At 61.0% G+C, this 22,072-nt stretch carries 17 protein-coding genes; 13 read left to right on the top strand and 4 right to left on the bottom strand.

From position 1 onward, the window contains the following. The first annotated feature begins 134 nt into the window (after positions 1-134). Together clpX and BANT918_RS02635 are read left to right on the top strand one after the other, a co-directional pair. Positions 135-1,421: an ATP-dependent Clp protease ATP-binding subunit ClpX gene (gene clpX, locus BANT918_RS02640; protein WP_101618801.1), complete on the top strand. Its 1,287-nt coding sequence runs from the start codon at positions 135-137 to the stop codon at positions 1,419-1,421. 13 nt (positions 1,422-1,434) lie between these two features. Beyond that, the gene (locus BANT918_RS02635; RefSeq protein WP_101618800.1) at positions 1,435-2,724 is read left to right on the top strand and encodes an MFS transporter; all 1,290 of its coding nucleotides are present in this window, start codon (positions 1,435-1,437) and stop codon (positions 2,722-2,724) included. Between the two features lie 115 nt (positions 2,725-2,839). Here the strand turns inward: BANT918_RS02635 and BANT918_RS02630 are convergent, their stop codons facing one another. Next, complete coding sequence (locus BANT918_RS02630; protein WP_101618799.1) at positions 2,840-3,529, bottom strand: AIM24 family protein; 690 nt, start codon at positions 3,527-3,529, stop codon at positions 2,840-2,842. A 123-nt stretch (positions 3,530-3,652) separates the two neighbouring features. Continuing rightward, on the bottom strand, positions 3,653-6,298 hold the full coding sequence (gene valS, locus BANT918_RS02625) for a valine--tRNA ligase (protein ID WP_101618798.1): 2,646 nt from the start codon (positions 6,296-6,298) through the stop codon (positions 3,653-3,655). Between the two features lie 138 nt (positions 6,299-6,436). Between valS and BANT918_RS02620 the strand changes: the two genes are divergently transcribed. From BANT918_RS02620 to ndk, 6 genes are all read left to right on the top strand, one after another. Beyond that, a complete protein-coding gene (locus BANT918_RS02620) occupies positions 6,437-7,621 on the top strand; it encodes an acyltransferase (protein ID WP_233429436.1) in 1,185 nt (394 codons plus the stop codon). A 150-nt stretch (positions 7,622-7,771) separates the two neighbouring features. Beyond that, positions 7,772-8,527 carry an SDR family oxidoreductase gene (locus BANT918_RS02615; protein ID WP_101618797.1) on the top strand — a complete coding sequence of 252 codons (756 nt, stop codon included), beginning with the start codon at positions 7,772-7,774 and terminating at the stop codon, positions 8,525-8,527. Positions 8,528-8,840: 313 nt separating this feature from the next. Continuing rightward, positions 8,841-12,107, top strand: coding sequence for an isoleucine--tRNA ligase (gene ileS, locus BANT918_RS02610; RefSeq protein ID WP_101618796.1), 3,267 nt, complete (start codon positions 8,841-8,843; stop codon positions 12,105-12,107). Next, a complete protein-coding gene (locus tag BANT918_RS02605) occupies positions 12,104-13,492 on the top strand; it encodes a bifunctional folylpolyglutamate synthase/dihydrofolate synthase (RefSeq protein WP_101618795.1) in 1,389 nt (462 codons plus the stop codon). Before ileS ends, BANT918_RS02605 begins: the two co-directional genes overlap by 4 nt. A 4-nt stretch (positions 13,493-13,496) precedes the next feature. Next, on the top strand, positions 13,497-13,862 hold the full coding sequence (locus tag BANT918_RS02600) for a DUF4233 domain-containing protein (protein ID WP_101618794.1): 366 nt from the start codon (positions 13,497-13,499) through the stop codon (positions 13,860-13,862). An 82-nt stretch (positions 13,863-13,944) separates the two neighbouring features. Beyond that, positions 13,945-14,358, top strand: a complete 414-nt coding sequence (gene ndk, locus BANT918_RS02595) for a nucleoside-diphosphate kinase (RefSeq protein ID WP_101618793.1) — start codon at positions 13,945-13,947, stop codon at positions 14,356-14,358. A 190-nt stretch (positions 14,359-14,548) separates the two neighbouring features. On the opposite strand, the gene BANT918_RS02590 is transcribed toward ndk, so the two are convergent. Then, a complete protein-coding gene (locus BANT918_RS02590) occupies positions 14,549-15,199 on the bottom strand; it encodes a vitamin K epoxide reductase family protein (RefSeq protein WP_101618792.1) in 651 nt (216 codons plus the stop codon). A gap of 289 nt (positions 15,200-15,488) precedes the next feature. Between BANT918_RS02590 and BANT918_RS02585 the strand changes: the two genes are divergently transcribed. Next, positions 15,489-18,596, top strand: a complete 3,108-nt coding sequence (locus BANT918_RS02585) for an Rne/Rng family ribonuclease (protein ID WP_233430322.1) — start codon at positions 15,489-15,491, stop codon at positions 18,594-18,596. 147 nt (positions 18,597-18,743) lie between these two features. Here the strand turns inward: BANT918_RS02585 and BANT918_RS02580 are convergent, their stop codons facing one another. Further along, positions 18,744-19,118 (bottom strand): hypothetical protein, encoded by a 375-nt coding sequence (locus BANT918_RS02580; RefSeq protein ID WP_101618791.1) that lies wholly within the window; start codon positions 19,116-19,118, stop codon positions 18,744-18,746. A gap of 225 nt (positions 19,119-19,343) precedes the next feature. On the opposite strand from BANT918_RS02580, the gene BANT918_RS02575 reads away from it, so the two are divergent. The 4 genes from BANT918_RS02575 (at position 19,344) to rpmA (ending at position 22,037) form a co-directional block, all read left to right on the top strand. Beyond that, complete coding sequence (locus BANT918_RS02575; RefSeq protein ID WP_101618790.1) at positions 19,344-20,876, top strand: alanine/glycine:cation symporter family protein; 1,533 nt, start codon at positions 19,344-19,346, stop codon at positions 20,874-20,876. A gap of 98 nt (positions 20,877-20,974) precedes the next feature. Then, positions 20,975-21,289, top strand: coding sequence for a chorismate mutase (locus tag BANT918_RS02570; protein WP_101618789.1), 315 nt, complete (start codon positions 20,975-20,977; stop codon positions 21,287-21,289). Positions 21,290-21,463: 174 nt separating this feature from the next. Continuing rightward, positions 21,464-21,772: a 50S ribosomal protein L21 gene (gene rplU / locus BANT918_RS02565; RefSeq protein WP_029417392.1), complete on the top strand. Its 309-nt coding sequence runs from the start codon at positions 21,464-21,466 to the stop codon at positions 21,770-21,772. A 13-nt stretch (positions 21,773-21,785) separates the two neighbouring features. Then, positions 21,786-22,037: a 50S ribosomal protein L27 gene (gene rpmA, locus BANT918_RS02560; RefSeq protein ID WP_009884168.1), complete on the top strand. Its 252-nt coding sequence runs from the start codon at positions 21,786-21,788 to the stop codon at positions 22,035-22,037. The last annotated feature ends 35 nt before the right edge of the window (positions 22,038-22,072 follow it).

Genomic DNA, 22,072 nt, shown 5'->3' with positions numbered 1-22,072 from the left:
GGTGTGCCCATATTCTCCGACACACCGAATGACGGTTCTGGCCGCTCATGTCAGTCCCGTATGGGAAGCTATTGAGGTACAGGAAACACGAGCGGTAGAGTTGGGGCCAGGTGCCCCGGCGGAAGGTTGTGACAGTGGCTCGCAGTGCGGACGGAGCAGACCTGCTCAAATGTAACTTCTGTGGGAAATCCCAGAAACAGGTTCGGAAACTCATCGCCGGACCTGGAGTTTACATCTGCGATGAATGCATTGGACTGTGCAACGAGATCATCGAAGAAGAGCTCAGCGAAGGCACCGCCGAGCACAGCGAGATCGAATTGCCCAAGCCACGCGAGATCTTCGACTTCCTCCAGGAATACGTGGTCGGTCAAGAACCCGCGAAGAAGGCACTCTCCGTTGCCGTGTACAACCACTACAAGCGCATCCGCTCCCTGCAGAGTGACGAAGAGACGAAGACTCTGGGCTCAGACGACGCCGAGGTCGAGATCGCGAAGTCCAACATTCTTCTCGTCGGCCCCACCGGATCCGGTAAGACCTACCTGGCGCAGTCGCTGGCCAAGCGGCTCGATGTGCCGTTCGCCGTTGCAGACGCGACCGCACTGACCGAAGCCGGCTACGTCGGCGAAGACGTCGAGAACATTCTGCTCAAACTCATCCAGGCCGCGGACTTTGATATCCAGAAGGCCGAACACGGCATCATCTACATCGACGAGATCGACAAGATCGCCCGTAAGTCGGAGAACCCCTCAATCACTCGCGATGTCTCCGGTGAAGGCGTTCAGCAGGCGCTGCTGAAGATTCTCGAGGGAACCCAGGCATCAGTTCCGCCGCAGGGTGGGCGCAAACACCCCCATCAGGACTTCCTCCAGATCGACACCACGAACGTGCTGTTCATCGTCGCCGGAGCGTTCGCAGGCATGGAAGAGATCGTCGCCGGGCGCAAGGGCAAACACGGCATCGGGTTCGGGGCGCTCCTGCAGTCGAAGAACGACGAAGAGGACCTCTACGCCGATATTCTGCCCGAAGATCTGCTGAAGTTCGGACTCATTCCCGAGTTCATCGGACGGCTGCCTGTCCTAGCCACAGTCTCCACGCTTGATCGTGCGGCACTGATTTCGATCCTCACCGAACCGAAGAATGCACTGGTCAAGCAGTACCAGCGGATGTTCGAGTTCGACAATGTAGAGCTCCGCTTCGAGACCGACGCACTCGAAGCCATCTCCGACCTCGCGCTCCTGCGCGGTACCGGGGCACGTGGACTGCGGTCCATCCTGGAAGAGGTTCTGCAGCCGGTCATGTTCGATGTTCCCTACCGGGAGGACATCGCCGAAGTGGTAGTGACAAGGGACGTCGTGGACAAGAACGTCGCCCCCACACTGGTGTCTCGCGAACAGCCCCGGACATCGAAGAAATCAGCCTGACTCGTCTCGTTAGATGAGGCTGTTCGCTGATACCAGACCCCTAAGATACGACAACTACCGCCGACTCTGGTTGGCTAACATCGTCACCGTCATCGGTGCTCAGATGACAGTAGTTGCCATTCCCGCACAGATCTATCACATCACAGGGTCATCAGGGTATGTAGGTCTCAGTGGTGTCTTCGGGTTGTTTCCGCTCATCGTCTTCGGACTCTGGGGCGGTTCACTGGCCGATGTCATCGACCGTCGCAAACTGCTCATCTTCTCCACAATCGGCCTCATCGTCGCCAGCTCATTGTTGGCTCTCATCGCAGTCATGCAGCTTGGAAACGTGTGGTTGCTGCTGTCCGTGTTCTCCTTGCAACAGGCCTTCTTCGGCCTCAATCAGCCGGCCAAGGGTGCCCTGCTGCCGACCATCGTTCCGCTCGAGCTCCTCCCTTCTGCCAACTCGCTCAATATGACTGTCATGACACTAGGTGCCGTGGCAGGACCGATCATCGGCGGGGCTCTGATCCCGGTTGTCGGCTACCAGATGCTCTACATCCTCGATGCGCTGTTCCTGGCCACTACTCTCTATGCAGTGATGCGTCTGCCTGCGTTGGTGCCTCGGAAGCAGCCCGACACACGCTCCGGCTTCAAGGGTGTCATCGATGGATTCCGTTACCTGAGAACGAACACCGTTGTCATGGTTTCCCTGCTTGTCGATGTCATCGCCATGGTCTTCGGAATGCCCAGATCGCTGTTCCCACAGATCGCGACCGAGACCTTCGGTGGTCCTCCCGCCGGAGGCATTGTCTTCTCGCTTCTGTTTGCATCTATGGCAGCAGGCAGCGCCCTGGCGGGCATCTTCTCCGGCTGGGTCTCGCGTGTCGAACGCCAGGGCCTGGCAGTGATCATAGCGATTCTCGTCTGGGGCACCTCCATGTCTCTGTTCGGGCTGTCTCTGGAATTCGCTTCCGGGTTCTGGACGGCAGCGCTCATCGTCGCGCTTCTGGGATTGGCCATCGGTGGAGGCGCCGACATCATCTCCTCTGCCTTCCGCTCTACGATGCTGCAGGAAGCCGCCAGCGAAGATATGCGCGGACGCATGCAGGGCGTGTTCATCGTCGTCGTCGCAGGGGGACCACGCGTTGCTGATGTTCTGCACGGTACAGTCGCTGAGATCACGAGCACGACCATTGCTTCGGCCGGAGGTGGCTTCCTCGTCATCTTGCTCGTCATCGCCTGTGCACTGATCTTCCCGACGTTCCGCCGCTACCGCGTGGAGCGCGGGGGAGCGGCGCAGTCGCGGACGTCCGTGACCTAAAGGCCCACCCTAGACAACAAGCCCGAGGCCGACCAGCATTGATTCGGGCGGCCTCGGGCTCGCAACGTGAAGTAGTCGGAGCTCTCTGCGTGAGTGTCCTTCGAGCCTGATCTGGCTAAGCTTGAGCGGAGTACACAGCGTTTTCAGCAGGCTGGACGACGACGAAGCCGGGACCGTGGAAGGCGAGCTGAACCGATTCACCCGAACCGCGGCCGAAGAATGTTCCCACGCTGACATCGGTCTTGATCTGCGGCGCCAATGACGATGACCAGCACACTGCGGCCTGCGGGTCGACGAAAGTCGGCTGCTGTGAGCAGTCGAGGACCATCGGCTCGCCCTTGCAGCAGATGGCAGCGGTGCCTACTCCGTTGAGTTCGAGGTTGAATAGTCCGGAGCCGCTGGCCATGGCACCGATTCCGCCCTTGATCCGCTTGATCTCCCAATTCAGAGCATCGTCGAAGGCCAACAGGTTCGAGGTGTTGACCGTCAGCGAGTCCTGCTGACCTTCCAAGGCCATCATGAAGATGTTCGAGGCCTCACGGGCGAAGAACACTTCGCCATGGCCCTCGACCTTCATCACATTGCCGCCCTCACCGGTGGCCGCCTTCTTCATGAACTGTCCCACCGACTTCGATCCCTGGTGAGCGAAGTGGACGTCGCCCTGATAAGCGACCATGGCACCCTTCGTGGCGATCATGGGCGCATTGGGCGTGATCACTGTGCGCAGCATCTTGTTCGATTGCAGGGTCCAGCGTTCCTGGTTCTGGATCTCTGCATTTCGCTTCGAAAAGAGTTCACTTCTCATAGTTCAAGGGCCTTTCGTCCATGAAGAAGCTCTCTACTCCTTCAGCTGTCGAGTCCATCGTATGTGTCTGAGCCCTCGGGAGGCCGGAGAGTCCTGTTCTGATCTTGGAACAAGCGTGGGCGGTCAGTCCTGATCGATGAAGTCGATCTCGGCAACCGTGATCTCCTCACCCTTTTCCTCGGTGACGAGTTTCTGGATGCGTCCAGCGGCCGTCAAATCGCCCTGAGCGCTCCTGATCGCGGCGACGACAGCTGCCGGAGCATGGATGGTGAGGCTGCGAATCTGCGTCTTCTGGGAGACCTTAGCCTCGGTCTTCGCTCTCCGGATCTCGCTGAGCACGGCGGCGACAGAGACCAACAGCTCCGGATCCACAGACGAATCAGGATGTGTCAGCTGCTCGTCTCCAGGCCACGGTGACCTGTGCACAGATCCCGTCCGCCACCATGACCACACCTCTTCGGTCACGAAGGGCATGATCGGGGCGAACAGACGCAGAAGCACGTCGAGAGCAGTTGCGAGGGTGACATGGGCGGAAAGCTGGCTGTCCTCGCCCTTGGCGCCGTACGACCTGTCCTTGACCAGCTCGACATAATCATCGGTGAACTCCCAGAAGAAACTCTCCGCAGCACGCAGAGCGTGCGCATAATCGTAGGCTGCCATATGCGTCGAAGCGGTCTCGACCACCCCGGACAGCTTCTTGAGCAGGGCACGATCGAGATCATGCGTCACGGACCCGATCTGGCCGACAAGACCGGAGTGCACACCCTGGGCAAGCGCGAACTTCGACGCGTTGAGCAGCTTCATAGCCAGTCGTCGCCCGATCTGCATCTGAGTCACGTCATAGGCTGTATCGGCACCGAATTTGGCACTGGCCGCCCAGTAACGCACCGCGTCGGGACCGAATCCCGGCTTCGCTTCGCCGAGGATGTCTGAGGGGACAACGACATTGCCCTTCGACTTCGACATCTTCTTGCGATCCGGATCTAGGATCCACCCGGAAAGGCCGGCATGCTTCCACGGCGCGGCATCATTGAGCGAGTTTCCCCGGACGACAGTGGAGAACAGCCAGGTCCTGATGATGTCATGTCCCTGAGGGCGCAAGTCGAAGGGGAAGACCTTGGAGAAGAATTCGTCGTCGCGGCTCCAACCGCCCAACAGCTGCGGGGTCAACGATGAGGTCGCCCAGGTGTCGAGGACGTCCGGGTCCGCTGTGAAGCCACCGGGCACGTCACGTTGGTCAGCGGTGAAGCCCGCGGGCACCTCGGCGATGGGATCGGTGGGCAGGGACTCAGGGATGATCGGATCCGAGTAATCAGGTTCCCCGGCCGAATCCAAGCGATACCACAGTGGGATCGGCACGCCGAAGTAGCGTTGGCGGGAGACCAGCCAGTCACCGTTGAGATTTTCTACCCAGTTCTCGTAGCGCGAGCGCATGTACGCCGGGTGCCACTCGATCTCACGACCGCGCGCGATGAGCGCATCGCGGAGTTCGGCCGAGCGTCCGCCGTTGCGGATGTACCACTGGCGGGAGGCGACGACTTCGAGGGGCTTGTCGCCCTTCTCGTAGAACGGCACAGGATGCGTGATCGCTTCGACCTCGCCGATGAGGTCACCGGATTCGGCGAGCATCTCGGCGATCTCCTTGCGGGCGGTGAAAGTAGTCTTTCCCGCCAGCCTCTCGTAGTTGGCCACAGCATCTGCCTTCGGCGACGCCGCGACCCATTCCGGGACTTCGAGGTTGAGTCGACCGCCGCGATTGACGACCGCGCGCGTGGGCAGGTCGAGTTCACGCCACCAGGTGACGTCGGTGAGGTCGCCGAAGGTGCACACCATGGCAATGCCGGTGCCCTTGTCCGACTTCGCAAGTTCATGGGCGCGGACTTCGACGCTGACACCGAAGAGGGGCGAGACGACCCTGGAACCGAAGGAGGATGCGTAACGCTCGTCCTCGGGATGAGCCACGAGCGCCACGACAGCTGGGATGAGCTCCGGACGGGAAGTGAGAATGACGATCGGATCCACTGAGGTATCGGCGAGTCCATCGGCACCCTCAGGGTAGAAGTTCACCTTATGGTAGGCGCCGTCCTTCTCCCGATCTTCGAGTTCCGCCTGCGCGACGGCAGTGCCGAAGGTGACGTCCCACATGGTGGGAGCGTCCTGAGAATAGGCGTGACCGTTCGCGAGATCCGTGAGGAAGGCCTTCTGGCTGACCGAACGGGACGTGTCATCGATGGTGCGATAGGTGTACTTCCAATCCACGGACAGGCCGGTGGAACGGAAGAGGTGTTCGAAGACCTGCTCGTCCTCAGCGGACAGGGTCTCGCAGAGTTCGATGAAGTTCTGGCGCGAGACCTTGACGAAGTCACGAGAGTTCTTCGCGGGCTTCGCCGGCGGCTCGAAGTTCGGCTCATAGCTTTGGGTGGGGTCACAGGTGACCCCGTAGTAGTTCTGGACGCGCCGTTCGGTCGGCAGGCCATTGTCGTCCCAGCCCAAGGGGTAGAACACGTTCTTGCCCTGCATGCGCTGGTACCGAGCGATGATGTCGGTCTGAGTGTAGGAGAAGACGTGCCCGACGTGCAGGGACCCCGAGGCTGTAGGTGGGGGAGTGTCGATCGAATAGACCTGCTCGCGATCCGTATCGACGTCGAAGGCATAGACCCCGTTGTCGCTCCACGCGGCGTCCCATTTGTCCCGAAGTCCCTCAAGAGCCGGCTTATCCGGCAGGTTCACTGACTCGTGCGTCGAGTCCGAAAAGGCAGGTGTGTTCATAATCGTTGATTTTCTCACCCGGGAGGCCTGGGGCCAAACCGATCATTGAACGTGAGCGAACTTCAGCGGTTCCAGGGAGTGACACATACTGAATGGAGCGTGAGATGCCTCTGCGAACGAAAATGAGAATATTGGACCATGGCGCCCTTGGACAGAATCGGAACAGAGAACCTGCCGCCCACGTCGACCGCGTGGATGAACCCGGCCCGTGCGATCGCGATCGTGGCAGTCGTCGCCATCCATTCGCTGGGGACCGTCGTCGAAGAGAACTACGCGGCCATGGGTCCCGACTGGTGGGTGGCCAACGGCTTCGACTCCGCAGCCCGTTGGTCAGTTCCCGTGTTCATCATGATCTCTGGTGCGCTGGCACTGGACCCGGCACGTGGAAACAAGCCACGCAAGTTCCTTCGCAAGCGCGTGTGGAGAATCGGGATCCCCCTCGTGTTCTGGACGGCCGTCTACGTCGCTTTCAGGCGTTTCTATCTGCTCCCGACCGACGACGGGTGGAACCCGGGGCTGGCCATCCTGACCGGTTCACCATTCGTGCAGCTCTACTTCCTCTACGTGCTCGCTGGGCTGACGCTGCTGACACCGTTCTTCCGTCTGCTCAGCATTTACGGTTCACGGCGCCTGCAATGGGGGACGGGCCTGATCTTCCTGGGCATCGGCATGCTCGACCAGTGGGCGGGCATCGTCTTCGATGTGGGCGAGGCCAATATCGCCACGCGTTTCCTGCCGATGGCCGGCTTCTACATCCTCGGGTGGGTGCTGCGCGACGTAGTGCTCTCCTCCCGCGGCGTGGCCCTGGCGTGGTTGGCGCTTGCCGGCTCGATCGCGATGACTATTGTGTGGGCCGGACTCGGCCCGGGCGAGAAGCCGTGGGTCTTCCCCTACGAATACCTCTCACCGGGGGTCGTCATCGCCTCATTGGCCGCCTACCTTCTGCTTCACCATCACATGAACAGCGGTTTCCGGGTTCTGCACTGGTTCTACCCCTTCTCCTTCGGGGTGTTTCTGCTCCACCCACTCGTGCTCTACCCCCTGCGCAATGAGATGGGGCTGCCGACCACTGTCCCCGGTGTCCTCGTCCATGCGATCGCGATGCCGATCGTCTACACGATCATCTGCGCTGTCATCACCTGGCTGGCGGTCAAGATTCCCGGCGTGCGTGCCGTCTTCGGTGAAGGCGGACCCCGCAACCCGCATTCGAAGCCGAACCCACGGCCGCCGCGAGAGAAGAAGGGCACCCCGGCACAGAGGTCGGCACAGAGGTCGGCACAGAAGTCGGCACAGAAGTCGGACCCGGACACCACCAGCACTTAGTGTGCGACTGGACCTGCCGGGCTCGGTTGGAACTCAGTAGACTGAGCAGTGACCTCGATGATCGTGTATTCGAGCAGACGCGGCACGCCCAGGGACAGTTGCACACTTGGAACCATGGACAACTACGAAGAAGTACGGAGAAATACAGCGATGGAAACACTGAGAGCAGTCGTGACAGGTGCGAGTTCGGGAATCGGCGCCGCGACGGTTCGCCAACTGCGGGAGCAGGGCTGGGACGTCGTTGCCGTGGCGCGGCGAGAGGAGAGGCTGCGGGCACTGTGTGAGGAGACCGGGGCCAGCTATGTTGTGGCTGACCTCACCGATGATGCCGCAGTCGCAGCTCTCACCGCCGAGGTGCTTGATGGGGGGCCCGTGCACTCTCTGGTCGCCAACGCGGGAGCCGCCTACGGCACCGACACTGTCGCCGAGGCCTCAGTTGACGGCTGGCGTGACATGTTCGAGGTCAATGTCCTCGGAGTCCTCCGAGTCGTCAAGGCGTTCCTTCCTGCGTTGATCGAATCCGGGCGCGGAGACATCGTCGTCATGTCCTCGACCGCCGGACACCAGGCCTACGAAGGCGGTGGCGGTTACGTCGCTGCCAAGCACGGCACGCATTCGATCGCCGCGACGCTGCGACTCGAACTCGCCGGTGAACCCGTGCGCGTGATCGAAATCGCTCCGGGCATGGTCGCTACCGAGGAATTCACGCTGAAACGAGTCGGCGGCAGTCAGGACCGAGCCGACAAAGTCTACGAAGGGGTGGAGAATCCGCTCACCGCGGCAGACGTCGCCGATGCGGTGGTCTACTCACTGACTCGACCGCACCATTTCAACGTCGATCTGATGGTGATCAGACCGATTGCTCAGGCCGCACAGCACAAAGTGGCACGCAACCAGGGCCTCTGAGCTCGGGAGCCAGGCGCTTGCGCACGGTCGAGTGGTCGACACCGCAGGCCAAGGTATACGATTGAGGGTGCGTAGATCCGGCCATCACCGGGGAGCATCCGGAAGAACAGTGCGTTCGTCACTCGCCGAGGACTTCGGCAAGTCAGAAGGCACTTAGTAGAACCGGGCGGTTGGACCCGTCATCACTCCGGCTATGAGCGATCCGTTGATCGTCTGTCTCATCTGACAGTCGTTGAGAGCGGATAAGCGAGGTGGTACCGCGGCAGGCTTGTCGTCCTCGTGACAGTGACCGCAGTGACTTAAAAGGACGCTCATGACGCAACCGTTGTATCCCAAGGTATCGACCTCGGCCTTCGGCCTCAGTGCCTCGCCAGATTTCCCCGCCATCGAAGAGGCAGTGCTCGCCTACTGGCAACAGGACGACACGTTTCAGGCGTCAATCGACCAGCGTGATGCCGGGCAGAACGGTGACAACGAGTTCGTCTTCTATGATGGCCCACCCTTTGCCAATGGACTGCCTCACTACGGGCACCTGCTGACCGGATACGTCAAGGACGTGGTCCCACGCTTCCAGACCATGCGCGGCAAGAAGGTCGATCGCCGTTTCGGCTGGGACACCCACGGCCTCCCCGCAGAGCTTGAGGCCGAGCGTCAGTTGGGCATCACCGACAAATCAGAGATCAGCGGCATGGGCCTGGCCGCATTCAATGACACCTGCCGCTCCTCCGTCCTGAAATACACGAAGGAATGGGAAGAGTACGTCACCCGCCAGGGCCGGTGGGTGGACTTCGAGAACGACTACAAGACACTCAACGTCGAATACATGGAAAGCGTGATCTGGGCGTTCAAACAGCTCTGGGACAAGGGCCTCGTCTACGAGGGCTACCGCGTCCTGCCCTACTGCTGGAAAGACCAGACTCCACTGTCGAACCACGAGCTGCGGATGGACGACGATGTCTACAAGTCGCGCCAGGATCCTGCGGTGACCATCGGCTACAAGCTCAAAGATGCCGAGGAATGGGTCCTCATCTGGACGACGACGCCGTGGACAGTTCCGTCCAACCAGGCTGTCGCGATCAACCCTGAGATCCCGCTGGTCGCCGTCGTCGCTGGTGAAGACGGAGCTCCTGAACTGCAGGGCAAGACCCTGATTCTTGCTGAGGCCCGCCTCGGCGCCTACCAGCGTGAGTTGGGGGAGAACCCCGAAGTGCTGCGCACATTCTCCGGAAGTGAACTCCTCGGGCGCGAATACGAGCCTGCTTTCCCGTACTTCGAAGGCCGGCAGGAAGAATTCGGCGAACGGATGCACACCATCCTCGAAGCGGACTTCGTCACGACGGACGAAGGCACCGGAATCGTCCACCAGTCTCCAGCCTTCGGTGAAGAGGACAAGGACCTCACCGACTCCTATGGCATCACCGCCGCCCGTCCCGTTGACGACGCCGGCTGCTTCGACTCCACAGTGGCTGACTACGCAGGGCAGCAGGTCTTCGACGCCAACAAAGCCATCATCAAGGACCTGCGCAACGCCACCGGTCCGCTGGCGGGCCGTTCGGCGCTGCTCATCCGTCACGAATCCTACGAGCACTCCTACCCTCACTGCTGGCGCTGCCGCAATCCGCTGATCTACCGCGCCGTGTCCTCCTGGTTCGTTCGGGTGACGGAGTTCAAGGACCGCATGGTCGAACTCAACGAGCAGATCAACTGGGTGCCTGACAACGTCAAGCACGGACAGTTCGGCAGATGGCTGGAGAACGCTCGGGACTGGTCGATCTCCCGCAATCGCTTCTGGGGTTCGCCGATCCCGGTCTGGACCTCCGATGACCCCGCATATCCGCGCACCGATGTGTATGGATCCCTGGCCGACATCGAGGCCGACTTCGGGCGTCTGCCGGTTAATGACCAGGGTGAAGTCGACCTCCACCGCCCCTGGGTCGACGACCTGGTCCGGCCCAACCCTGACGATCCGACGGGTACGTCGATGATGCGTCGCATCCCTGAGATCTTCGACGTCTGGTTCGACTCGGGATCCATGAGCTACGCTCAGGTCCACTATCCGTTCGAGAACTCGGAATGGTTCGACAACCATTTCCCCGCCGACTTCATCGTCGAATATGTCGGACAGACTCGCGGCTGGTTCTATCTCCTGCACGTGCTCTCGACAGCCATCTTCGACCGTCCTGCCTTCACCAACTGCATCTCCCACGGCATCGTGTTGGGCTCTGATGGACAGAAGATGTCGAAGTCTCTGCGCAACTATCCTGACGTCAACGAGGTCTTCGACCGTGACGGCTCCGATGCGATGCGCTGGTTCCTCATGGCCTCGTCCATCCTGCGCGGCGGTAACCTCGTCGTGACAGAGCAGGGTATCCGTGATGGAGTGCGACAGGTCGTTCTCCCGCTGTGGAACACCTGGCAGTTCTTCGCCACGTATTCCAACACCGCAGACGGTGCAGACGGAGAGAAGGCCGGGTACCAGGCCGAAGCCCGCTACGATTCGAGCCAGGTGCTCGATCGGTATCTGCTGGCCAAGACCCATGACCTGATCGCAGAGTACGCAGACGCCATGGAGGGCCTCGATATCTGGGCGGCCTGCGAGCTCGTGCGCAGCTACCTCGACATGCTCACCAATTGGTACGTGCGCCGTTCCCGTCGCCGCTTCTGGGACGGGACCGAGGCGGCCCACGAATCGTTCGATGTGTTCTACACCTGTCTCGAAGCGTTCTGCCGAGTCGCCGCGCCGCTGCTGCCATTCACCGTCGAGGAGATCTACCGCGGACTCACCGGGAAGCGGTCGGTCCACCTAGCCGATTACCCCGATGCGAGTCAGTTCCCCGCCGATGACGAGCTCGTGTCCGCAATGGACCTGACCCGCGACATCTGCTCAACCGCGTCCTCCGTGCGCAAGGCCAACAAGCTGCGGGTGCGCCTTCCCCTGGCCAAGCTCACCGTCGCCGATGACACTGACCTGGGCAGCGAGTTCACCGGCATCATCTCCGATGAGCTCAACGTCCGTGAGGTCGAAGTGCTCGACGTCGCCGAGGCGGAAGCTGCAGGATTCTCTTTGTCCCAGAGCCTTGTGATCAATGCCCGCGCCGCAGGACCCAGGTTGGGCAAGCAGGTGCAGCAGGTGATCAAGGCTTCGAAGACCGGAGATTGGTCAGTCGCCGACGACGGCTCGGTGACCAGCGGCGGAATCGACCTGGTCGATGGCGAGTACACCCTGGAGTCCGTGGCCGAATCCGGCACAGAGGGGATGGAGCTGGCCGCGCTCGATTCCGGTTTCCTGGCGCTCGACACGCGTGTCACCCCGGAGCTCGAGGCCGAAGGCGTCGCTCGTGACACGGTCCGTGCCATCCAGGGAATCCGTAAACAGCTGGACCTGCACATCTCCGATCGGATCACGGTCGTCATCGAAGCGGAGACCGATTTGGCAACCGCGCTGAGAGCCCATCGGGAGCTCATTGCCGGCGAGACGCTGGCCACCTCAATCGACTTCGCTGAGGTTGACGCTGACGGGCAGGTCTTCACCCCCGAAGAACTGCCGGCCGGAACACGATTCGCTGTGAGCCGAGCATGAGCACGGACGAGCGCGAGGAGAATTCGCAGTCCCAGCTGGTCCGCGTCTACGCAGCACTGCTGGCGCGAGCGGGGGAGACCCAGGTCGAGGTCCGACTCGATGCGACCCGTCGTGCCTGTGAGCTTCTCGGTGACATCCATCGGGCGGCACCAACGATCACGGTCACCGGAACGAACGGCAAAACCTCGACCGCGCGAATGATCGACTCGATCGTGAGCGCTCACGACCTGAGGGTCGGGCGGTTCACGAGTCCGCATCTGCATTCGGTGACTGAGCGGATCTCGGTCGACGGTGATCCAGTCCCGGCTGAGACCTTTGTCCGAGTTCATGACGAGATCTCACCGGTGCTCGACCTCGTCGACGCAGAACTCGTCGCTGAGGGGCGAGGGAGGCTGACATTCTTCGAGGCGCTGACCATCCTGGCTTTCGCTGTGTTCGCAGACGCACCCGTCGATGTTGTCGTGACCGAGGTGGGAATGGGCGGTGAATGGGATTCGACGAACGTTGCCGATGCAGAGGTATGTGTCTTCACGAAGATCGGGCTCGATCATCAGGCGTTCCTCGGCGACACGCTCACCGAGATCGCGACCACCAAGGCTGGAATCCTCAACCGCAGTATCGATCCTTCTCCAGCGCCGAACCCGGTTGCTGTCATCGGTGCACAGACCGAAGAGGCGCAGAGTGCTTTGGACGCCGAGGTGGAGCGTCGGCACGTTGTCGCATTGACCGAGGAACGCAGCTTCCGACTTCTCGACCGCACACGGGCAGTCGACGGACAGCTCATCACCGTGCAGGGAATCCGAGATGTCTACACGGACATCTTCTTGCCGCTGCACGGCATCCATCAGGCACACAATGCGGCTCTGGCGCTGATCGCGGCGGAGGCGTTCCTCAGTGATGAGGACAAGCCGCTGGTACTGGACACAGTGGCCGAAGGCCTGTCCCATGTGACGTCTCCTGGCCGCGCCGAGCTTGTCCGGACAGGTCCGGCAGTGGTCGTCGACGGGGCGCACAACCCCGACGCCGCCCACGTGCTGGCCGAGACCATCACCGAGGCATTCGACTTCGACTACACCGTGATGGTTCTGGCGATGTTCGCCGATAAGGATGTCCTCGGCGTGCTCGAGGAGCTTCACCGCAGCGCCGATGTGTTCGTCGTCAGTGAGGCACTGAACTCCCGTGCATTGGATGCCCACGAACTGGCCGAGGCTGTCCGCGAATGGGTGGATGAGGACTCTGTGATCGAGACACCGGATCTCAACGCGGCTCTGATGAAGGCCATCGACCTGGCGAACAATTCCGGGGCGACGAGCCCAGGGATCGTAGTCACCGGGTCTCTCCACACCGTGGCAGAAGCCCGTCTGCTGCTCGGCAAGGAGGAATGAGCTGATGAAATCGAAGTTTCCCGTCCTGTGCGGCTCGATCCTCATCTGTGAACTCTTCATCGTCTACTTCGCAGTGCTCACCGCCTACGGTTTGGCCGTCAAGACGGCTGGATCCCTGACCCTGGGACAGCTGCTCCTCGGCGCATCCGTGATTGCAGTTCTGGCAATCGCGTCGGTCCTGCTGCTGCCACGGCGGATCGGCCAGAAGCGACCAGGGGTGGCACTGGGCTGGGTCGTTCAGATCCTCCTGCTTGCCTCGGGCTTCCTCATCACCTCGATGTTCTTCGTCGCAGCGATCTTCATCATCATGTGGGCGGTGTCGGTGTACTGGTCGGCAAGGATCGACAGGGAAGTGGCGCAACGGGCCTGAACCGCCTCGGCGATTGACATCAATGAACTCAACGGCGGCTAAACTATGACCGCCGATCATCGCATAAACGAAAAGGACTGGAATGGAACGCACTCTCATCCTCATCAAGCCCGACGGTGTCGAACGAGGACTCGTGGGACAGATCCTCGCTCGGATCGAAGCCAAGGGATATGCCATCGACGCACTGTCGCTGCGTACCGCGACGGCGGAGGAACTCTCCGCGCACTACGCGGAGCATGAAGGCAAACCCTTCTACCAGCCGCTCGTCGACTTCATGTCCGAGGGACCGATCGTTTCAATCATCGCCTCCGGTCAGGGCGTGATCCCCGGGCTCCGTTCGTTGGCAGGTGCGACCGACCCCACGGCGGCGGCACCGGGCACAATTCGCGGCGATCTTGGCCGCGACTGGGGCGAGAAGGTTCAGAAGAACCTCGTACACGGATCCGATTCCGTCGAATCGGCTGAACGCGAGATCGGAATCTGGTTCCCCGCCTGAAAAGTCTCAGTGCACAGACGCGGTGCCCTGCAGCATTTCTTCCTCAGAAGAGTCTGCTGCAGGACACCCGCGTCTTCTCATCTCAGTCGTCAGTCTTTCAAGGCTGCCGGCACCCAGACCCGCAGAATCGGCCGTTCCCCGCACTCAGCAGGGCACCGGTTCAGGAGGGCGGCGGCCGAGCCGCTGCCACTCAGATCAGGGTCGAGAAGAAGTTCCAGAACTGGACGACGATACAGGCTGCGATGACGAGCATCCATAGAACGAAGATCGCCACGTTCTCCTTGGACAGGACCCTGGCGATCGGATTCTTCGCGATCCCGACGCCGAAATTGCCGGCAAGAGCATTATGGGCCGTGACAGCGACGAACATCGGGATCGTCACCGTCCACACCACCATGCACCAAGGGCAGCCGACGCCGATCTTGTAGATCGAGACGTAGAACAGGAACATGACGAGAACGGTGCCGAGGGCGAGGCCGATGTTGAGCCCGACCATGACCCACCGCGGGATCTTGGCCCCGGCGAGGAGCAACACGCCGAGAAGCAGCGGGAAAATGAAAGCGCCGATTCCCAGGAGTTGATTGGGAAATCCGAAGAGTTGACTCTCCGCATACTCCATCACAGATCCGCAGGAGAAGAACGGGTTGAGGTCGCAGGAGAGCACCGTGTTCGGGTCCTCCAACTTTTCGTACTTCTCGACGGCGAGAGCGAAGGACGCCAAGAAGCCGACGACGGATGCGACGATGAGGAAGATGCCGAGACTCGTCGGCCGCAGCACCCAGGATCGGGTCTGCGGCACCACGGTGATGTCGTCGTCAGGAAGGGTCTCTGTGGTATTCACACTCCAAGAATGCCTCCCCGGACACTGCGCAGCAAACGGGGGCAGCTGTGAATCGCCGCAATTCTAAAGTGGCGGACAGCGCAGACGGTTGAGATCGGCAGAAGCACTCGGATTGATCTGTGACATAATGATGGGACGGATACTTGTTCTCACACCGAGCAAGAGAAGTGCCTCCACCGAGTCGAGGGTACGACCTCGCAGGTCGACACCAAGAAGAGGCAGCACCGAAGGCCTACGCGCTGAGCGCGAGCTGGAGGTGCCATCCACAAGTTTCGGTCCGACTTGGACCATGCAAGGATCCGAAGATCCGTGGGGTGTGGACGGAGCCTTCGGTCTGGGAGAAATGATGAATGACGCGTCGAACGACGGCAACGAGACAACAGAGGGCATCCTCGCGGACCTCGCCAATCTGCAGCAGTCGGTGAACACTTCCGACTCCTCTCATGAGGATGTCGACGAGAGCATCAGAGCGAAGCTCGACAACATCGCCGAGGCTGCGGAGTCTCTTCGCATTACCGAGCCGAGCGATGACAACTCGGACGAGGACGTTCCCAAGCAGAGCCCGAGCGCTCCGAAGAAAGCACGTGATGCCGTGGCCAACAGAGGACTCGTATTCGAGCAGGTTGTCCGTGAGCCCGCCGAGGATCGGCAGACCGCGACGAACAGTGTCCGGGGGAGCGAGGCGAACGATCCTTCTCACACCGATGACACCGACGCCGATGACAACGAATCCGCACACACTGCTGCGGTTGAGGCTTCGTCAGCCCCGGCCCCTGCATTCGATCCCCGCAATCCGTTCGCCGCACCGAGCGTTGAGCCCGCCCCTGCTCCTGCCCCGCGCAGCTCGTCCGCCGTGCCACACGATGGTGGACTGATCTTTCAGGTGCCCAAGGCGGAACTGGCTCAGCCCGTGCGGGCCGAGAACGACACCGACGATTCTGATGACACCGATGAGGACGACCACGACTCGGATTACTCCGAATCAGCAGACGACGGCAGGAACCGCGCGAAGAGCGAGGACTCCGACGACAATGACTCGAACGATTCCGGTGGCCGTCGTCGTCGCCGCGGTGGCCGTGGCCGCCGCTCCCGCGGACGCGAGGACAATGGCAGCGATTCCGACAACGAGGATTCGGCATCGTCATCCGACGATTCTGCTGACGATGCGTCTGACAACCACTCGCACAAGCGTGATTCCGGCTCCGGCAATCGGTCGGAGAAGAAGACTCAGCAGGCAGACTCGAACAAGTCCGCAGAGGCCAAATCCTCTGACGACAAGACCTCCGGCCACCAGGCGGAGAAGTCCAATGACTCCGATGATGACGATAGCGATGATGATGATGACAACGGTTCGCGTCGCCGTCGTCGCCGTCGTTCACGGACGCGCAGCACCGACAACGATGAGGTGACGTCGCTGAAGGGCTCGACTCGTCTCGAAGCCAAGCGTCAGCGTCGCAAGGAAGGCCGGGAGGCCGGCCGTCGCCGTCCCGTCATCACCGAGGCTGAATTCCTCGCTCGCCGTGAGTCCGTTGACCGCACCATGCTGGTGCGCGAAAGCGGAGAGCAGACGCAGCTGGTCGTGGTGGAAGACGGGATCACCGTCGAGCACTACCTCAAGGAGAACCGCCAGCAGTCCTCTCTCATCGGCAACGTCTACCTGGGCAAGGTCCAGAACGTGCTTCCCAGCATGGAAGCCGCATTCATTGACATCGGCAAGGGCCGCAATGCTGTGCTCTACGCCGGCGAAGTCAACTGGGACGCTCTCGGCATGGACGGCAAGGCCCGTCGCATCGAGGTGGCGCTCAGCCCCGGCGACCCTGTTCTCGTCCAGGTCACCAAGGACCCCGTCGGCCACAAGGGTGCCCGTCTGACCAGCCAGATCTCCCTGCCAGGACGTTTCCTCGTCTACGTTCCCGGCAACTCGATGACAGGTATCTCACGCAAGCTGCCTGACGTCGAGCGCAACCGATTGAAGAAGCTGCTCAAGGAACTCGTCGGCGACTCAAACGGAGTCATCGTGCGCACCGCGGCCGAAGGCGCTACAGACAAAGAGCTGAGCACAGATGTCGAACGACTGGCGAACCGGTGGGAGACCATCGAGAAGAAGTCGAAGTCGACGAAGGTGCTGGCCCCTCAGCTCCTCTACAGCGAGCCGGACATGATCGTGCGGATCATTCGCGATGTCTTCAATGAGGACTTCTCGTCTCTGGTCATCGACGGCGACAGCGCCTGGAGCACCATCCACGAATACGTCGAGGCTGTGGCACCGGATCTGCTCGATCGCGTCCACCGCTACAGCGAAGACGATGACATCTTCGACCACTACCGGGTCGAAGAACAGGTACAGAAGGCGCTGCAGCGCACCGTGAACCTGCCATCGGGCGGTTCGCTGGTCATCGACCGGACCGAGGCCATGACGGTCATCGACGTCAACACCGGCAAGTTCACCGGTTCGGGTGGAAACCTGGAAGAGACCGTGACCCGCAACAACCTGGAAGCGGCCGAAGAAGTCATCCGCCAGGTGCGCCTGCGGGACATCGGCGGCATCATCGTCGTCGACTTCATCGATATGGTCCTCGAATCGAATCGGGACCTTGTCGTGCGCCGTCTCGTCGAGTGCCTGGGTCGTGACAGGACCAAGCATCAGGTCGCCGAGGTGACTTCTCTGGGTCTCGTGCAGATGACGCGTAAGCGCATCGGCACCGGACTCGCGGAGTCCCTGGTCAGCGCCGGGGCCGATCTTTCCGGTCGGGGGCTGCTGCTGCCGGGCTCAGACGAGGACGGCTCGAAGGCCCATCACGGCAATCGGTCCGCACAGAGCGACAACTCGAACAGCAAACGTGATCGCAAACGTCGCGGTGACAACAAGTCGTCGTCGAAGTCCAACGACTCCGATGGCCACTCCGACGCCGCGACCAACGACGCATCGCGTTCGGCCGTTGCCGCCATTGCCAAGGCCACGCTGAAGAAGGACGAGACGGAGTCGAAGGACACCGAGTCGTCGACGAACACCGACACCTCCAAGGAATCGCAGAGCCACGAGACTGCCGATTCGAACGGCAGCGGCAAGTCCGGCCGATCCCGCAACCGCAACAGCAGGAAACGGCCCAACGCAAAGGCCGTGGAAACGTCGGAGCCAACGCAGGACAAGCCTGCGCAGGACGAGTCGACGCAGGACAAGTCGACGCAGGCGAAAAAACCTGCCCGGGCGAAAAAGCCTGAGGTACCTGCAGCCGAGCTCCCACTGATGATCGGAGCCGAGACTGCGACCAAGGTGGCTGCAGCCGAACCGGTCAAATCAGCCCCGCGACAGAAGCCTGCTGCCAAGGCCCGGCCCACGAGCGAGTCGGAGCAGCAGTCGTTGCCGACCTCGTTCGTCATCATCGGCGAAGACTGAGCACCATGGCCGCTGTCGTCTAAGTGACAAGAGCAAGAAGCAGAGAGGCGCCCCACTACCGATCATGAGGATCGGTGGTGGGGCGCCTCAGCACTTTCATTCCTGATCACTCGTCGTGCTGATGGTCGGTTGCGCTGCCTGACCAGCTCAGAGGACAACCATCAGGTTCGCCACGGGATCGCTGCGCTGGAAATGCCCGAGCTTGACGATCCCGCGTAACTCGACCTGCTCGATGGCACTTTCCACCACGTCGAGAACGCCTGCGACGATGAACTGCCACGTTGCAACGACCGCCGTGACCTCAGTGGAGAGTTTCGACATGATCTCATCGGTATTGCCGGGCAAGGGCATATCGTTCGGGTCTGAGCGGCCGTGGCCACAGGAGTCCGCGATGTGGCGCACAGCGGTCTCGGACTGGAAGGCGACGAACTCGTCGACGACATCGACGTCGAACAGTGCCCGAGGGGTGTTTTGGACCTGCCAGACGGCCGCGGACGCCACCGCTGCCGAATGGATTGCCATCGAGGTCGTTGACCTTAGTGAAGTATCCAGACACGCCACCGGCCGTGCTCGTCTGTCCGCCAAGTTGGGGATGCTGCGGCCCTTCCTGCGGTCCAGGACACGGAATGAGACTTGGATCTCAAAAGCAGGTGGATGATGTGACGTAGGTAACAGTTGGATAACTGTATTCGGGTAGTGCTTCATAGTACTTGCCACATGGGTGGGGGTACGGCAAGTTATTGCTCTATGGACACATTGTTATTGGCAGCAAATGCCCCTAAATCTCCCTTCGACGACGCCATCAACGCATGGTTCGATCCCATCGCCACCTTTTTCAGCGGGATCATCTTCTTTCCCATCACTCTCGGGCCCATCTCCTTCCCTTTCGTCGTTCTCTGGCTGGTCGCTGCGGCGCTGATCTTTAGCTTCTACTTCGGTTTCATCCAATTCCGCGGGTTCAAGGTCTCTCTCGAAGTGATCCGCGGAAAATACTCATCCAAAGACGATCCCGGTGAGATCACCCACTTCCAAGCCCTGGCCTCGGCACTGTCCGGCACGGTCGGACTCGGCAACATCGCCGGTGTCGGTGTGGCCATCGCACTCGGTGGCCCCGGTGCCACCTTCTGGATGATCATCGCCGGACTGCTGGGCATGTGCACGAAGTTCGTCGAGTGCACCCTCGGTGTCAAGTATCGGGAGATCGACGAAGACGGCGTCGTCTACGGCGGTCCCTTCAAATATCTGCCCATCGCGTTCCGCAAGTTCACCAGGCCAGTGGCCACTCTGCTGACAGGAATCTTCGCGGTCTCCATCCTCGTCTTCGGCGTCGTCGGCGGCGGAATGTTCCAGGCCAACCAGACCTTCGCCCAGGTCCGCACCGCCACCGGTGGTACCGAAGGCTTCCTCGGCGGAGCCTGGGCATCATTGATGTTCGGAATCATCTTCGCCGTTCTGGTCGGCCTCGTCATCCTCGGCGGAATCCGTTCGATCGCTCACGTGACCGACAAGCTGGTCCCCGCCATGGGCATCTTCTATGTGATCTCCTGCCTGCTGGTGCTGGGCATCAACTTCCCTCAGATCCCGCAGGCCATCGGGGAGATCATCTCGGGTGCGTTCAACCCGCAGGGAATCGCCGGCGGCATCGTCGGTGTCATGATCATCGGCTTCCAGCGTTCGGCCTTCTCCAACGAGGCCGGAATCGGCTCGGCGCCCATTGCTCACTCTGCAGTCAAGACTCGTCGGCCCATCTCGGAGGGCTTCGTCGCCCTCCTCGAACCCTTCGTCGACACCGTCATCGTCTGCACCATGACCGCGCTGACCATCATCGTCGCCAACCAGCCCTCGTACACCGAAGACCTCGGTCAGGGAGAGATCGGCGGCGTGGCATTGGCCTCAGACGCCTTCTCCACCGTGGCCAGCTGGTACCCGGTGCTCTTGGCCATCGCGGTGGCTCTCTTCGCCTTCTCCACGCTCATCACTTGGGCCTACTACGGAGAGCGGGCCTGGGCCTATCTGTTCGGCAAATCGAAGGGCGCCATCACAGTCTTCCGTGTCCTCGTCTGCCTGTTCGTGGTCATCGGCTGCGTCGCCAGCTTCAGCAAGATCGTTGAGTTCGCTGATGCTGCTCTGTTCCTCTGTGCGTTCATCAACATCCTCGGCCTCTACATGCTCATGCCGGTGGTGAAGAAGGAGATGAAGAAGTACTTGGCTGATCGGAAGGCCGGTACACTCTCGGATCCCGACACCAAGGACGCAGTTCCTGTGGAGGAGCTGGTCTGACCGAATGCTGCTTCGCTGAGACCGATCCCGTGCATGGCGCGGGATCGGTCTCTGCGTGGCGGCTGAGGAGCGGCCTGAGGCTCGTTAGACTGGTGCATGTGGATCAGATCAACGATAAGACACGTGCCCAGGAGCGACTGTTGGAACTGCGCGGAAGCATTGACAACATTGACGCAGCGCTCATCCACCTCCTCGCCGAGAGGTTCAAGCTCACAGAGACAGTCGGTGAGCTGAAGGCCGACCATGGCCTGCCTCCCGCAGATCCCGCGAGGGAAGGCAGGCAAGTCGCCCACCTTCGACGGCTGGCCGAAGATGCGCACCTGGACCCGGAGTTCGCAGAGAAGTTCCTGACCTTCATCGTCGCCGAGGTGATCCGTCATCACGAACGGATCGCGGAGACCCGAGAAGCGTGAGTTCTCAAACTCGAACGGTTTGGCCAACAGCCGTCGAATCCATTAGACTAGATCGTCGGTGCTGCGAGCACCACGGCTGGTGATTCCTCTCAATGGGACACTCGGGGAAATCCTTCCTCGGGAGCCAAGGGATCAACCGCCGTTCGTTTGTGTATGAACAGAAAGGGTTCGACCATGGTCTATGCCATTGTCCGTGCCGGTGGCCATCAGGAAAAGGTCAGCGTCGGCGACATCATCACAGTTAACCGAATGAAGGCGAAGGCCGGGGAAAGTGTCGAACTCGATGCCGTCCTCCTCGTCGACGGTGAGACTGTCACGACCGACGTTGACGCCCTGTCGAAGGTTGCCGTCAGCGCTGAGGTCGTCAATGAACTTCGCGGTCCCAAGATCATCATTCAGAAATACAAGAACAAGACCGGTTACAAGAAGCGTCAGGGCCACCGCCAGGACCTCACCCGTCTGAAGATCACGAACATCAAGTAAGAGGAGACTTCACATGTCAAGCAAAAAGGGAGTCAGCTCGTCCCGTAACGGTCGCGACTCGAACCCGCAGTACCTCGGTGTGAAGCGCTTCGGTGGGCAGGTTGTCAAGGCCGGAGAGATCATCGTTCGCCAGCGCGGAACAAAGTTCCACCCGGGAGCCAACGTCGGACGCGGCGGAGACGACACACTCTTCGCACTGTCCGCAGGAGCCGTGGAATTCGGCAAACGCAACGGTCGCAAGATCGTCAATATCGTCGGCGCTTGATCGACTAGTTCTGTTTTTCCCCTGAGAGGGGTCCA

Source organism: Brevibacterium antiquum CNRZ 918 (assembly GCF_900169145.1).
GTDB classification, from domain to species: Bacteria; Actinomycetota; Actinomycetes; order Actinomycetales; family Brevibacteriaceae; genus Brevibacterium; species Brevibacterium koreense.
Note: the sequence above shows the minus strand (reverse complement) of the source record. Positions and strands in the feature narration are given on the sequence as shown.

What these genes read in the sequence shown, in the direction of transcription:
- BANT918_RS02605 (WP_101618795.1), top strand. Translation starts at nt 12,104, where the DNA reads ATGAGCACGGACGAGCGCGAGGAGAATTCGCAGTCCCAGCTGGTCCGC.
- valS (WP_101618798.1), bottom strand. Translation starts at nt 6,298, where the DNA reads ATGAACACACCTGCCTTTTCGGACTCGACGCACGAGTCAGTGAACCTG.
- BANT918_RS02575 (WP_101618790.1), top strand. Translation starts at nt 19,344, where the DNA reads ATGGACACATTGTTATTGGCAGCAAATGCCCCTAAATCTCCCTTCGAC.
- rplU (WP_029417392.1), top strand. Translation starts at nt 21,464, where the DNA reads ATGGTCTATGCCATTGTCCGTGCCGGTGGCCATCAGGAAAAGGTCAGC.
- BANT918_RS02600 (WP_101618794.1), top strand. Translation starts at nt 13,497, where the DNA reads ATGAAATCGAAGTTTCCCGTCCTGTGCGGCTCGATCCTCATCTGTGAA.
- BANT918_RS02630 (WP_101618799.1), bottom strand. Translation starts at nt 3,529, where the DNA reads ATGAGAAGTGAACTCTTTTCGAAGCGAAATGCAGAGATCCAGAACCAG.
- BANT918_RS02580 (WP_101618791.1), bottom strand. Translation starts at nt 19,118, where the DNA reads ATGGCAATCCATTCGGCAGCGGTGGCGTCCGCGGCCGTCTGGCAGGTC.
- ndk (WP_101618793.1), top strand. Translation starts at nt 13,945, where the DNA reads ATGGAACGCACTCTCATCCTCATCAAGCCCGACGGTGTCGAACGAGGA.
- rpmA (WP_009884168.1), top strand. Translation starts at nt 21,786, where the DNA reads ATGTCAAGCAAAAAGGGAGTCAGCTCGTCCCGTAACGGTCGCGACTCG.
- ileS (WP_101618796.1), top strand. Translation starts at nt 8,841, where the DNA reads ATGACGCAACCGTTGTATCCCAAGGTATCGACCTCGGCCTTCGGCCTC.
- BANT918_RS02620 (WP_233429436.1), top strand. Translation starts at nt 6,437, where the DNA reads ATGGCGCCCTTGGACAGAATCGGAACAGAGAACCTGCCGCCCACGTCG.
- BANT918_RS02615 (WP_101618797.1), top strand. Translation starts at nt 7,772, where the DNA reads ATGGAAACACTGAGAGCAGTCGTGACAGGTGCGAGTTCGGGAATCGGC.
- BANT918_RS02585 (WP_233430322.1), top strand. Translation starts at nt 15,489, where the DNA reads ATGCAAGGATCCGAAGATCCGTGGGGTGTGGACGGAGCCTTCGGTCTG.
- BANT918_RS02635 (WP_101618800.1), top strand. Translation starts at nt 1,435, where the DNA reads ATGAGGCTGTTCGCTGATACCAGACCCCTAAGATACGACAACTACCGC.